We start from the raw sequence: 13,206 nt of genomic DNA, 5'->3' as shown, positions 1-13,206 counted from the left end.
CGAAGGCACGAAACCAGTCAGGCGAAGGGTCACACCTGCTACTGCCGACCATCAGCTCACCACTGATGAACCGACCCCGCCATGCTCACAGTCAGTCGTCGTCACCGTCGTCCGAGTCGTCATCGTCGTCGTCGTCCTTGCCGGACCTGTCGTCGTCGTCCGCCTTCTCCTGCTCGGACTTGACGACGGCGCCGTTCTCCCGGTCGACCTCGACTTCGTGCTCGGTGTCGCCGTTGATGATCTCCACGCTCCACACCGGGCGGCCCTCCTCCTGCTCCCGCTCGATCTCGGTGATCTGACCAGCGCCCACCTTGGCCAGGGCGATCTCGCCGGCACGCTGCTGGCTGACCGCGTCGTCGGTGGTCGGGGCGGTGCTGCCACCGGGAGCCGGCGAACCGGTCGTCGGCGTGCCACCGGGCGTGCCGGGCGTGGAGGCGGTGGCACTCGGGTCGACCGGGGCGGGAGCGGTCGTCTCGGCGGTGGGCGTGGCGACCGGTGCCCGTTCCGCGGCGGACACGCCGAGCGCCGTGCCGGTGACGGCGAGGACGACGGCGCCGCCCGCGGCCGCCAGGAGCAGGGATGTGCGCTTCATGGTGCGTACCTCCGGGGTTTCTCGGTTGTTGCAGTGAGCGTGCCCCGGCGGTGGATAGCGGCGCGCTGTGCCGACCCTAAGCTCCGGTTAAGGACGACCCGGGCGGTCCGAGCCGGAGTGTCACGACCGCGCCGCCCGCCGCGCCACCACCCAGGTCGAGCTGTCCGCCGCTGGCCTGCGCGGCGCGGCGGGCGATGTCCAGCCCGAGACCGGTCGACCCGGCCCGGCTGGCACCCCGCTCGATCAAGCCGGCCGGGATCCCCGGTCCCGCGTCGGCGACGGTCAGGGCGGCGCCGGCGGCCTCCCGGGTCAACCGGACGGTGAACCCGGTGCCGTCCGGGGTGTGCGCGAAGACGTTGCCCAGCAGGGCGTCCACGGCTGCGGCCAGCTCGTCGGCGGGCACCCCGACCGGCAACGGTCCGGCCGCCAGGTCGAGGGTGACCGTGCGGCCGGTGTCCTCGGCGAGCACCGACCAGAAGGCGACCCGTTCGCCCACGATCGCGGCGGCGTCGGCGGTGACCGTGCCGGGGCCGGTGTCGTCGGGGACGCTGCGCCAGCGGGCCTGCCGGATCAGGCCGGTGACCGCCCGCTCCAACCCGTCCACGGCCGCCGCCACCCGGGCCGCGTCGTCCGGGTCGCGCAGCGACTCCGCCTCCAGCCGGAGCGCGGTCAGCGGCGTACGCAACCGGTGCGACAGGTCGGCCACCTGCTCGCGTTCCTCGCGCAGCAGCACCTGGATCCGGGCGGCCAGGTGGTTGAGCGCACCGGCGACCTCGCGCAGTTCCGGTGGGCCGGCCGGTTCGGCGCGGGCGGTCAGCTCGGCGTTGGCCAGCCGGTGCGAGACCGAGGAGAGTTCGGTGATCGGCCGGACCAGGGTGCGGGCCAGCCGGTCGGCGACGGCGAGGCCGAGCAGCACGAGCACGATGCCGAGCGCGGCCAGCACCAGCCAGGCGCGGGCCACCCCGGCAGTGACGTCGGCCCGGGGCACCACGGTGCGGATCACCCCGGTGCCGTCGGGTCGGCCCTGCACCGCGATTACGATCTCCCGACCGCCGTCCAGCTCCGCGGTGAGGCTCTGGCCCCGGGCGGCGAGGGCCACCGCGGGGGTACGCGGTTCCTGCGCGCCGAGCACCGTGCCGTCGGGCAGGTAGACGCTGACCGGTCGACCCGACTCGGCGGTGAGCTGCTCGACGGTCAACCGGATCGTCGCGGTGTCGGCGGTGCCGACCACCGGCACCAGCCCCTGCACGTCGGCGGTGGCCCGGACGGTGGCCCGGTCCTCGGCGACCGTGCGCACCAGCAGGGCCAGCGGCACCAGGAAGGCGACCAGGGTCAGGCAGGTGGTCGCCGCGACCAGGAGCGCCAACCGCCGTCTCATCCGTCCTCCTGTCCGGCCGCACCCCGGCGGCCCCGCCGCAGGGGCGGGCGAGCCTGCTCACGGCCACCGCGCCGGGTGGGGCAGGTGCACCACAGCTTGGCAGGCTAGCCGGTCCGCCGGCGGCCGGGTCACTCGTTAACCCTCGTTTATCCTCGCGCCGTGCGGGGCTTGGCGGCCGATCCGGCATAGTCGGGGCATGGGTCGTCGCGCGTTCCTCGCCACCGCCGGCTGGCTGGCCGCCGCCGTGCTCGCCACCCTGATCGGGGTGGCCGCGATCCGGTTGGTCGGCGAGAGCATCACCGGCACGCCCGGTGGGGTGCGCAGCCAGGCCGAGGTCGAGCGGGCGTTGGCGGCGCCGGCCCCGGCGACGCCGGCCACCGCGTCGCCGGGCCCGGCGGGTCCCGGGCCGTCGTCGGCCGCGGCCTCCTCGACGCCCGGCCTGCGCCGCAGCTTCTCTACCCCGGGGGGTACGGCGGTCGCCGAGTGCGTGGGGGCCGACGTGCGGCTGGTCTCCTGGGCGCCGGCCCAGGACTACCGGGTCAAGGACGTGGACCGGGGGCCGGACGACGACGCGGAGGTGACCTTCGCCGGCCCGGCTGGGGAGTTCGAGGTGAAGGTCGGCTGCATCGGCGGCGAGCCGGTGGCCCGCCCGGGGGGCGGTGACTGACGGCCCTGCGGGCCGGGCAGGCGCACGGTCAGGTCGGTTCGACCCGTCGACACGGCGAGCATCGTCGATGCCTTGACACTCCTGATGCGATCGCTAACACTGGTCTGCAATGCGCACGTAACAACCAGGATACTTCGGCGGCACTCCCGCGAAGTGCTCTGGAACTGCTCGTTCGGCACGTCACCCAGACCGGGGTCGGGAGTTCCCGGGACGGACCCGCCCGCCGCTATGTTAACGCTAACATGCGGGCGACTCGTAACGGCGGTGTCCGGCCCCGGCGGCAACCGTGGGCCCGGTCGACCACCGCGGGCGGCCCCGGTGTGGGGCGGCCCGGGGAGCGGGGGTGGTCGGTCGCACCGGTGTCGTGCCACGGGTGGGGGCGACCGTCGGCCCGACCGGAGGTCTCCCGTCGTTGTCCGTTGCCGAGGCCACCCGGACGACCCCGTCCGTGGTCCGACCCCAGAGAGGCCAGGTCACGTGATCGACCAATTCCTGCCCCGGACCCCGGCGCGTGCCGGCGACGTCCCTGCACCGTCCCGCCGTGTCCGGTCGCCACGTCGGCTGCTGGTCGCGCTGCTGGCCGCGGCGACCGCGCTGGTCGGCGGGGTGGTGGTCGCGTCGTCGCCGGCCACCGCCGCCACCAGTGCGTTCCGGGGCATGAACTGGGCCGTGCTGGGGGACAACTTCAGCACCGGCCCGCTCGTCGTGCAGGGTCTCAGCGCATCCGACAGCAACGCGACGGTACGCGCCAAGGCCAACGCCCTCTACGACGACATGGCCGCCACCATGGGGATCAACACCGTGCGGCTGCCCGTCAACACCCACACGGTGGGAACGGCGTGGTGGGAGGCGTACCGGGGGGCCATCGACGCGGCCACCGCCCGGGGGTTCAAGGTCATCCTGGCCTACTGGGAGGACGGCGCGGCCTCTGGCGGCCGGATCACCAACCTCGCCGCGTGGAACGCGATGTGGACCACGGTGACCAACATCTACGGCACCAACCCCAACGTCTACTTCGAGCCGATGAACGAACCGCACGGTTACAGCTCGGCGGACTGGCGCAACGTCGCGGCGAACTGGCTCAGCTCCCACCCCTCGGCACCGCCCGGCCGGGTGCTGATCGGTGGCACCGGCTTCAGCCAGGACCTGCGGGACATCTGCAACGACAGCCGCTTCAACGCCACGCTGCTCTCCTTCCACTACTACGCCTTCTTCTACGGCGCGATGACCTACGACGCCTTCCTCGGTCACATTCAGGCCCGCCTGGGCAACTGCGCCTCCCGCGCGGTCGCGACCGAGTACGGCGCGCCGATGAACGACGGCCGCAACTACGCCGACGCGAACAGCACCGACAACTTCGTGCGCTACATCCGGGCGATGGCCCAGGTGATGCGGGACAACCAGATGGGCGGCACCTACTGGCCCGCCCTCGGTGGCAAGCCCGGCACCATCGGCTACGACTGGTACTCGATGTACGCGCTCACCGGCACCGGCACCGACCTCAACCTGACCGTCCGCAACCCCTCCGGCGCCGACCGGGTCCGCTACGGGTGGGGTGACGCCGTCGGCGGTGGCCCCACGACGCCGCCCCCGAGCACCGGGACGTACTACCGGGTCACCGTGCGGCACAGCGGCAAGGCCATGGACGTGCAGCAGCCCAACACCGACAACGGCGCGCGGGTCGGCCAGTACACCTACGCCGGCAACGCCTGGCAGCAGTGGCAGTTCGTCGACGCGGGCAGCGGCTGGTGGCGGCTGGTCAGCCGGCACAGCGGAAAGTGCCTCGACGTGACCAGCGCCTCCACGGCCGACGGTGCCGAACTCATCCAGTACACCTGCGGCAGTGGCACCAACCAGCAGTTCCAGATGGTCACCAACGGCAGCTACTTCCAGCTCCGGGCCCGGCACAGCAACAAGTGCGTGGACGTGCCGGCCTCGTCAACCGCCGACGGCCAGGTGCTCAAGCAGTACACCTGCAACACCGGCGCCAACCAGCAGTGGTCCCGCACCACCGTCTGACGACGTGACGCCGGGGGTCGGAACCGGGCGGGCGGCTCAGCCGTCGGCCGGTCCGGCCCCCGGGCCGTCGTCCACCGTGGGGAACGAGACCTGCACCCGCAGCCCGTCCCCGCCACGGGCGGACGCGGTGATGATGCCCTCGTGGGCCCGGGTGATCGAGCGGGCGATCGACAGGCCGAGGCCCGCGCCGCCGCTGTGGTCGATGCGGACACCGGACCTGCGCCGGAACGGCTCGAACAGGGCGGCGACCTCGTCCGGTGGCACGTCGTCGCCGGTGTTCTCGACGACCAGCGCGGGCTCCGTGCCCACCCGGACCTCCAGGGTCCCGCCGGGCCGGTTGTACTTCACGCCGTTCTGCACCAGGTTGGCGACCAGCCGCTCCAGCAGCACCTGCTCGCCCACGACCAGCCGTGGGCTCAGTTGGCTGGTGATCGTGACGTCGGCCCCGTCGGCCCGGGCCCGGTGGGCGTCGAGCACCGTGGTGACGATCCGGTCGAGCCGCAACGGGGTACGGGTCAGCAGGCCACGGTCGCTCTCGCTGAGCACCAGCAGCCCCTCGATCAGGCGTTCGTTGCGTTCGTTGGTCTCCAGCAGTTGCGCGGTGAGCAGCGCGAGCTGGTCGTCGTTGAGGCTGCGGGCCATGCCGACCTCGATCAGGGTGCGCTGGACGGCGAGCGGGGTCCGCAACTCGTGTGACGCGTCGGCGGCGAACCGGCGCTGGGCCTCGTAACCCACCGCGATCCGGTCCATCATCTCGTCGATGGTGCGGCCCAGGACGGCCAGTTCGTCGCGGCCCGGGCCGGGCTTCAGCCGGTGCCCCAGATTCTGCGGGCCGACGTTGGCGATCACCGGGACCAGGTCCCGCAGCGGACGCAGGCACCAGCGGGCGGCCGGGTAGCAGGCCGCCAGCATGCTCAGCAGCACGACCGTCAGGGCGATCGCCTGGGGAATGCGGGGCCGCCGGAACACCTGCACGCAGGCGAACGAGGCGTCACCGTCCGGCGCCTGCCACGCGGGCCTGGCGCACCAGGACGGGCCGAACTCCCGCCACAGTGACAGCAGCAGGTCGGCGGCCGGCGTGACCAACGGGGCGGCGAGCAGGAGCACCCCGAAGGCCAGGAGCATCCGCCGGGCCGGGGAGGGGAACCTCATGCGCCGAGCCGGTAGCCGACGCGGGGGATGGTGTGGATCACCGGCGGGTCGCCGAGCTTGCGGCGCAGCGTCATCACGGTGGTCCGTACCGTGTTGGTGAACGGGTCGGTGTGCTCGTCCCAGGCCTGCTCCAGCAGGTCCTCGGCGCTGACCACCCGGCCAGCGGCGCGCATCAGCACGTGCAGCACGGCGTACTCCTTGGGGGACAGCGAGAGCGGCAGCCCGTCGCGGGAGGCGGTGTGCCGGGTGACGTCCAGCACGATGCCGTCCTGCTCCAGCACCGGGGGCAGCGCCGGCGTCGAGCGTCGCGACAGCGCCTGCAACCGGGCGGCGAGTTCGGCGAAGGCGAACGGTTTGGTCAGGTAGTCGTCCGCGCCCAGGCCGAGACCCTCGACCCGCTGGCGGATGCCGGCCGCGGCGGTCAGCAGCAGCACCCGGGTCCCGGTGCCGGAGCCGGCGATCCACCGGCACACGTCGTCACCGGTATGGCCGGGCATGTCCCGGTCGAGCACGGCCACGTCGTAGCGGTTGACCGCGAGCCGTTCCAGGGCGCTGTCGCCGTCGTAGACCACGTCGACGGCCATGGACAACCGGCGTAGCCCTTCGGCCACCATGTCGGCCAGCACCCGCTCGTCGTCAGCCATCAGCACCCGCACTACGTCTCCCGCCGCTCGTTCCAGGGTGTCCGGGACCGTCGGCAAGGCTGACACCCGCCGGATAAAGAACCGATAAGGGTGCCGCTGACGCGGCACCCACGGCTGGCCCCTCAGCATCGGAGCAGTTCCTGCTCCCGATCGCACAGGTTGGTGACACCTTGCTCCGACTCGCCACGAATTGTGTCATGGTCGCGCTGGCCGCCACCGCGCTCACCCTCGCCCCCGTCGGTGTCCGGCCGGCGGCGGCGATCGCCCACGGTGAGGACGCGGCCGACGGCGCGTACCGGTTCTCGGTGCGGCTGACCATGGTCGACCTGCCGGTTGCCGGTGGCGGCACCCGGGACAGTTGGTGCTCCGGCGCGTTGGTCGCGCCCCGCTGGGTGATCACCGCCGGGCACTGCTTCCGCAGCCCCGGCGGGCAACGCGTCAGCCGGGTCGTGGCCCGCCGGACCCTGGTCACGGTCGGCCGGACGACCCTCGACAGTCGGGCCGGCCACCAGGCCGAGGCCATCGCGGTCCGCCAGTCGGACGCCGCCGACGTGGCCCTCGTCGAGTTGGGCACCCCGATCACCGGCGTCGCGCCGCTGCGGATCGGTGACACGCCGCCGGTGCCGGGTGAGGTCGTCCGGCTGACCGGCTACGGCCTGACCACGGCAGACGGGCCGGCCCCGGCGGACCGGCTCCAGACCGGGCAGTTCACCGTCGGCCGGGTGGGTGCCGACGTCATCGAGACCTCCGGCCGGCGGCCCCGGGCGGACACCAGCCCGTGCCCGCACGATTCCGGTGGACCCTACTTCCGGGAGCGGGCGGACGGCACTGCCGTCCTGGTGGCGGTGGTCAGCACCGGCCCGGGATGCCCGCATCCGGGACCCGACTTCAGCGCCCGTACCGACACTCTCCGGGACTGGATCACCGACACGACCGACCCGGCCAACCGGCCTTCCCGCTGGGTGCCGGTGGGTGTCGGCGCGGTCCTGGCGCTCCTGCTGCTCCCGGTGGCGCTGGTGACGCGCCGCCGTCGCCGGACGGCACCGGTGCCGGCGCGGGCCGGGCGCGGCGTCGACCGGGTAGGGCGGCGGCCCGGCCGGGTGCGGTAGTCGTCGACCTCGATGCGGTACGGGCGGATTCCGCAATCCCGCAGGTCGGAGCCGAGTGCAGGGGCGAATTCGAGCCTTGCGCGGCCTGCCCCGCAGGTGTACAACTATCGCAGCTAGGTACACACCTAGCTTTCGGTGGTATGTAACAGTGGGAGCCGGGTGTGGACCGCTTAAAGATCGGTGTCGTCGGGATCGGGGTCCAGGGGCAGTTGCACGCCCGCGCGTTGCGCGACGTGCCGCAGGCCGAACTGGTCGCGGTCGCCGACATCTCGCCGCGCAACCGGGACTGGGCCGAGACGCACCTCGGCGTCCGGGCCGTCCCCGACCTCGGCGACCTCCTCGACGCGGTCGACGCGGTCAGCATCTGCACGCCGGACCACCTGCACGAGGACGCGACCCTCGCCGCGCTCGCGGCGGGCAAGCGGGTGCTGCTGGAGAAGCCGATGGCGCTGTCCAGCGCCGGTTGTGACCGGATCATCGCCGGCCGGCCCGACCCCGACGCGCTGATGATCGGCCAGGTGCTGCGCTTCGACCCCCGGGTGCTGCGGCTGCGGGAGGTGGTGCGGTCCGGCGAACTCGGCGACATCTGGCACGTCAAGGTGTGGCGGTGCACCTCGCAGGCGGTCGGCGAGGGGATCTGGGACCGTACCTCGGTCGCCTGGTTCCTCGGCATCCACGACGCCGACCTGCTCCGCTTCGTGACCGGCCGGGAGGTCGAGGTCACCGGAGCCGTCGGCCGCAAGGTGCTGTCGCCCAGCCACGACGTCGTGCACGCCACGATCCGATTCGACGACGGCGCCATCGGCACGATGGAGAACAACTGGACGCTGCCGCACTCCCGGCCGTCGCGGGCCGACGCCGGCCTGCGGATCGTGGGCGAGCACGGCATCCTCGAGATGAACCTATCCCACAACGACCTGATGTACGCCCGCCGCGACGGTGTGGCCAGCTTCATGGACACGTACTTCTGGCCCAGTCGCGACGGCGGCGGCGCCTACAACCTGCGTACCGAGTTGGCGGCCTTCGTCGACGCCGCGCTGAGCGGCGGACCGACGCCGGTCAGCGGTGAGGAGGGCCGGGCCGCCGTCGCCGTCGTCGAGGACATCGAGGCGGCCCTGGCCGGCGGCCCGGTGTCGCCGCCGCCCGGCAGCTGAGAGGTCGGGATGCTGCATTACGCGCTACGTCGCCTCGCGATCTCGGTACTGGTGCTGTTCGGCGCGGCGACGGTGGTCTTCTTCGCGATGCGGGCGGTCTCCGGCGACCCGGCGACCGCGGTGCTCGGGCCGGACGCCGACCAGGCGGCCGTCGAGGCGCTGCGCCGGGAGTACGGACTGGACGCCCCACTACCCATCCAGTACGTCCAGTTCCTCCGCCGTGCCGTCACCCTCGACTTCGGTGAGTCGTTCCGGCTCCACGACGCCGCGACGAACCTGGTGCTCACCCACCTGTCGGCGACGGCCGCCCTGGCGCTGACCGCCTTCGCCATCGCCCTGGTCCTCGGGTTCGCGCTGGGCACCCTGGCGGCGACCCGGCCCAACGGTGTGCTGGACCGGGTGGTCTCGGTGCTGTCGATGCTCACCCAGTCCCTGCCGACGTTCTGGGTCGGCATCATGCTGATCCTGGTCTTCTCCCGGTTCCTGCACCTGCTGCCCAGCTCCGGTGCGGCCTCCCCGGCCGCGATGATCATGCCGGCGGTGACGCTGGCCCTGCCACTGCTCAGCGTGGTGCTCCGGTTGGTCCGGTCCGGACTGCTCGACGTGCTGCACGAGGACTACGTGGTCACCGCCCGGGCCAAGGGTCTGTCCGAGACCCGGGTCGTCGGCTGGCACGCGATGCGCAACATGCTGATCCCCGTCGTCACCGTGGCCGGCCTGGAGTTCGGCAGCCTGCTGGGTGGGGCGGTGATCGTCGAGACCGTCTTCGCCTGGCCCGGGGTGGGTCGGCTGATGACCGACGCCATCGCCGCCCGCGACTACTCGGTCGTGCAGGCGTGCGTGATCACGGTCGCGGTGATATTCATCGTCATCAATCTCATAGTCGACCTGCTGTACGTCCGGCTGGACCCCCGGGTCCGCGAGAGCGTCTGAGAGGTGACCAAGGTGTCTGACGGCGTACCCGGCTCGGCCGTGCTCGGCACACCGGTCGTGCCCACCGGCGGCGGCCGCCCCGACGGGTCTGACGCCCCACCGGTCGTCGTGCCCCGCCGCCGGCGTCGTCGGCTGCGACTGTGGATCCCCCTCGGGGTGATCGCCGGCTATCTGGTGGCCGGGGTGATCGGGCCGCTGATCGCCCGGTACGACCCGATCGCGACCTCCGTCGCCGACCGGCTGCTCCCGCCGGGCAGCCGGATGTCCGACGGCGGCCTGGCCCTGCTCGGCACCGACCAGGTCGGCCGCGACCTGCTGCCCCAGATCATGCAGGGCGCCCGGATCTCGTTGCTGGTCGGCGCGGCGACCCTGCTGCTGGCCGGCACGGTGGGCGCCGCCCTCGGCATCCTCTGCGGCTACCTCGGCGGGGTGGTGGACGCGACCGTCATGCGGCTGGCCGACATCCAACTGGCCTTCCCGTCGATCCTGCTCGCCGTCTTCGTCGCCGGCGTGCTCGGTTCCAGCGTCACCAACGTCGTGCTCACCCTGTCCATCACCACCTGGCCGATCTTCGCGCGGGTGGCCCGGGCGCAGACCCTGGCCACCAGGTCCCGGGACTTCGCCAACGCGGCGCGCACCCTCGGCGCGGGGCCGTGGCACGTCGTACGGCACTGCGTGCTGCCCGCGGTGGCCAGCCCGCTGCTGGTCATCGCCACCGTCCAGCTGGGCTTCGTCATCGTCGCCGAGGCGTCGCTGAGCTTCCTGTCCCTGGGCATCCCGGCCGGCACGCCGAGCTGGGGGACCACCATCGCCAACGGCCGCGACTACCTGGCCAGCGCCTGGTGGATCGCCACCCTGCCAGGCCTGGCCCTGGCCGTCTTCGTGGTCTGCGTCGGCGTGCTCGGCGACGAACTGCGGGACCGCTCCGATCCGAACCTCTCCACCCGTTAACCGTCAGCGAAATGGGAAGACATGAGATCTCCGACCACCCGAATCGGTGCGCTGGCCCTCGCCGGCGTACTCGGACTGACCGCCTGTTCCTTCGGCACCGACGACCGGGCCGGTAGCGGCGGCGACGGCGCCACCACCCTGCGGGTAGCCAACCCGACCCCGGTGGTCTCGCTGAACCCGTTCGCCGCGAACTCGGCCGACCAGCCCACCCTGACCGTCGTCCAGGAGGTCTTCGAGACCCTGGTGGTGCGCGCCGACGGGAAGATCGCCCCGAAGCTCGCCGAGAGCTGGACCAATCCCGACCCGCTGACCTGGCAGTTCGTGCTGCGAAGCGATGTGACGTTCGCCGACGGGACGCCGCTGACCAGCGCCGACGCCAAGGCGTCCCTCCAGGCGCTGATCGACGGCAAGGGGCCGCTGGCCGGGCTGTGGGCCACCGTCGACGACATCCGCACCCCCGACGAGCGCACCCTGACCATCCACACCAAGAGCCAGCTCGGCACCGTGCTGAGCAACCTCACCCTGCTCTGGATCGCCCCGGCCGCCAAGATCGCCGACAACGCGTTCTTCGACGCCCCCTACGGCACCGGCCCGTTCAAGGTCTCCTCGTTCACCGCCGGCCAGGCCGTCAGCCTGGTCCGCAACGAGAAGTACCGGGGGGAGCAGCCGAAGCTGGCCGGCATCTCGTACCGCTACATCCCGGAGGTGTCCGGCCGGGTGACGGCGTTGGCGAACAACGAGATCGACGCGACCTGGGGGTTGCTACCGGACCAGCTGACCGGGCTGCGGGGCAACGGCGACCTGACCGTCACGTCGTTCCCGACGTACGCCAACTACTACATCTGGTTCAACAGCTCCCGTAAGCCGTTCACCGACGCCCGGGTCCGGCAGGCCATGTGGCACGCGGTCGACTTTGCCAAGATCAATAAGTCGCTGTTCGACCAGGCCGGAGCCTCGGCCACCGGCCCGCTGCCGGCGGCCATCTTCGGCTCCGCCAGCCAGAACCCGTACGCCTACGACCCGGCCAAGGCCCGCCAACTGCTCACCGCGGCCGGCTACCCGAACGGGTTCAGCACCACCATGATGTGGAGCAGCGGCTGCTGCACCAACGGGAACTCCTTCGCCGACGCGATGATCAGCGACTGGGCCAAGGTCGGCATCGTGGTCAAGCCCCAGGAGCTGGAACGGGCCACCTGGCTGGACAAGCTGCTCAAGCTCGACTGGGACAGCACGATGACGACCGGCAGCACGGTCACCGGCGACGCCGACTTCACCCTGGCCCGGCTCTACCTGTCGACCGCCAAGCGCAACGGCTACGCCAACCCGGAACTGGACCGCATCCTGCTGGCCGCCCGGGCGGAACTCGACCAGGACAAGCGGGCCGCGCTGTACGCCCAGGCCGGAAAGATCGTCTGGGACGACGCGGTGGGCATCTTCCCGCTCGACCTCAACGGCAACGTCGTGCTGCGCAAGGGCGTCGAGGGATTCACCCCGACCCCGAACGACCTGCCGGACTTCGCCGGCATCTCGCTGCGCTGACCCGAGAACCGGACCCGGAGGACCCGATGGTGGCACCACCGCACGCCCCGCACCCACTGCTGACGGTCGACGATCTCGTCGTCTCGTTCGACGGCCCGCTCGGCACCTACCGTGCGCTCAACGGTGTCTCGTTCTCCGTCGGCGCGGGCGAGACACTGGCCATCCTGGGGGAGTCCGGGTCCGGCAAGTCGGTCACCGTCCGCGCGGTGATGGCGCTGCTGCCCCGGCACAGCGCGACGATCGAACGCGGCACCATCCGGTACGACGGCGAGGAACTCTCCGCGCTGCCGGTACGGCGTACCCGCGAGTTGTCCGCCACCGAGATGGCGATGGTCTTCCAGGACTCGTTGACCGCGCTCAACCCGGTCGTGCGGGTCGGTCAGCAGATCGCCGAACTGTTCCGGGTCCGGCAGCGCACCTCGCGACGGGAGGCCTGGCGGCGCGCGGTGGCCGGCCTGGAGCGGGTCGGCATCCCGAATGCGGCCCGCCGGGCGCACGACTATCCCCACCAGTTCTCCGGCGGGATGCGGCAGCGGGTGGTGATCGCGATGGCCCTCGCCCTGCGACCCCGGCTGCTCATCGCCGACGAGCCGACCACCGCCCTGGACGTGACCGTCCAGGCGCAGATCATGGACCTGCTGCGCGAACTGCGCGAGGCCGACGGGATGGCGATGATCCTCATCACCCACGACCTTGGGGTGGTCGCCGACGTGGCCGACCGGGTCGCGGTCATGTACGCCGGCACGGTCGTCGAGTCGGGTCCGCTGCGCACCGTGTACGACGCCCCGGCCCACCCGTACACCCGGGGGTTGATGGCCTCGGTGCCCGCACCGGACCGCCCCGGCGAGCGGCTGACCCCGATCGAGGGGATGCCGCCCTCGCCGCTGGCGACGCCCGCCGGTTGCCCGTTCCACCCCCGGTGCCCCGTCGCCCGGGCGGACTGCCGCACCGACCGGCCGGCGCTGCGGGTCGTCGCCGCTGGCCACGAGGCGGCCTGCCACTACGCCGAGGAGGTGATGGCCGGTGTCGACGTCCGAGGCGCGGCTTGAGGTCAGACAGCTACGGGTC

General features: G+C 72.3%; 12 protein-coding genes. 8 read left to right on the top strand and 4 right to left on the bottom strand.

All coding sequences use genetic code 11. From position 1 onward, the window contains the following. Nucleotides 1–91 precede the first annotated feature (91 nt). Together AB0C22_RS07370 and AB0C22_RS07365 are read right to left on the bottom strand one after the other, a co-directional pair. Nucleotides 92–592, bottom strand: coding sequence for a PepSY domain-containing protein (locus AB0C22_RS07370; RefSeq protein WP_357534012.1), 501 nt, complete (start codon nucleotides 590–592; stop codon nucleotides 92–94). Nucleotides 593–668: 76 nt separating this feature from the next. Continuing rightward, nucleotides 669–1,970 carry a HAMP domain-containing sensor histidine kinase gene (locus AB0C22_RS07365; protein WP_357534010.1) on the bottom strand — a complete coding sequence of 434 codons (1,302 nt, stop codon included), beginning with the start codon at nucleotides 1,968–1,970 and terminating at the stop codon, nucleotides 669–671. A 196-nt stretch (nucleotides 1,971–2,166) separates the two neighbouring features. On the opposite strand from AB0C22_RS07365, the gene AB0C22_RS07360 reads away from it, so the two are divergent. Next, a complete protein-coding gene (locus AB0C22_RS07360) occupies nucleotides 2,167–2,637 on the top strand; it encodes a septum formation initiator (RefSeq protein WP_219460588.1) in 471 nt (156 codons plus the stop codon). A gap of 477 nt (nucleotides 2,638–3,114) precedes the next feature. Continuing rightward, complete coding sequence (locus AB0C22_RS07355) at nucleotides 3,115–4,656, top strand: RICIN domain-containing protein (RefSeq protein ID WP_357534008.1); 1,542 nt, start codon at nucleotides 3,115–3,117, stop codon at nucleotides 4,654–4,656. A 36-nt stretch (nucleotides 4,657–4,692) separates the two neighbouring features. Here the strand turns inward: AB0C22_RS07355 and AB0C22_RS07350 are convergent, their stop codons facing one another. Beyond that, complete coding sequence (locus tag AB0C22_RS07350) at nucleotides 4,693–5,808, bottom strand: HAMP domain-containing sensor histidine kinase (protein WP_219460593.1); 1,116 nt, start codon at nucleotides 5,806–5,808, stop codon at nucleotides 4,693–4,695. Continuing rightward, a complete protein-coding gene (locus tag AB0C22_RS07345; protein ID WP_219460596.1) occupies nucleotides 5,805–6,464 on the bottom strand; it encodes a response regulator transcription factor in 660 nt (219 codons plus the stop codon). Before AB0C22_RS07345 ends, AB0C22_RS07350 begins: the two co-directional genes overlap by 4 nt. Before the next feature lie 185 nt (nucleotides 6,465–6,649). On the opposite strand from AB0C22_RS07345, the gene AB0C22_RS07340 reads away from it, so the two are divergent. The 6 genes from AB0C22_RS07340 to AB0C22_RS07315 all read left to right on the top strand — a co-directional run bounded on the left by AB0C22_RS07340 (nucleotide 6,650) and on the right by AB0C22_RS07315 (nucleotide 13,187). Next, nucleotides 6,650–7,561, top strand: coding sequence for a trypsin-like serine protease (locus AB0C22_RS07340; protein WP_219460600.1), 912 nt, complete (start codon nucleotides 6,650–6,652; stop codon nucleotides 7,559–7,561). A gap of 161 nt (nucleotides 7,562–7,722) precedes the next feature. Beyond that, on the top strand, nucleotides 7,723–8,715 hold the full coding sequence (locus tag AB0C22_RS07335) for a Gfo/Idh/MocA family oxidoreductase (protein ID WP_219460603.1): 993 nt from the start codon (nucleotides 7,723–7,725) through the stop codon (nucleotides 8,713–8,715). 9 nt (nucleotides 8,716–8,724) lie between these two features. Next, a complete protein-coding gene (locus AB0C22_RS07330; protein WP_219460605.1) occupies nucleotides 8,725–9,648 on the top strand; it encodes an ABC transporter permease in 924 nt (307 codons plus the stop codon). A gap of 3 nt (nucleotides 9,649–9,651) precedes the next feature. Next, nucleotides 9,652–10,599, top strand: coding sequence for an ABC transporter permease (locus AB0C22_RS07325; RefSeq protein ID WP_219460608.1), 948 nt, complete (start codon nucleotides 9,652–9,654; stop codon nucleotides 10,597–10,599). A gap of 21 nt (nucleotides 10,600–10,620) precedes the next feature. Continuing rightward, nucleotides 10,621–12,138, top strand: a complete 1,518-nt coding sequence (locus AB0C22_RS07320; RefSeq protein ID WP_357534004.1) for an ABC transporter substrate-binding protein — start codon at nucleotides 10,621–10,623, stop codon at nucleotides 12,136–12,138. Between the two features lie 26 nt (nucleotides 12,139–12,164). After that, entirely contained in the window at nucleotides 12,165–13,187 is a 1,023-nt protein-coding gene (locus AB0C22_RS07315; RefSeq protein ID WP_208570568.1) for an ABC transporter ATP-binding protein, read from the top strand. The last annotated feature ends 19 nt before the right edge of the window (nucleotides 13,188–13,206 follow it).

Origin of the sequence: Micromonospora sp. NPDC048894, from assembly GCF_040649765.1 — a bacterium.
GTDB lineage: Bacteria > Actinomycetota > Actinomycetes > Mycobacteriales > Micromonosporaceae > Micromonospora > Micromonospora antibiotica.
This window is presented reverse-complemented; position numbering and strand designations above follow the sequence as displayed.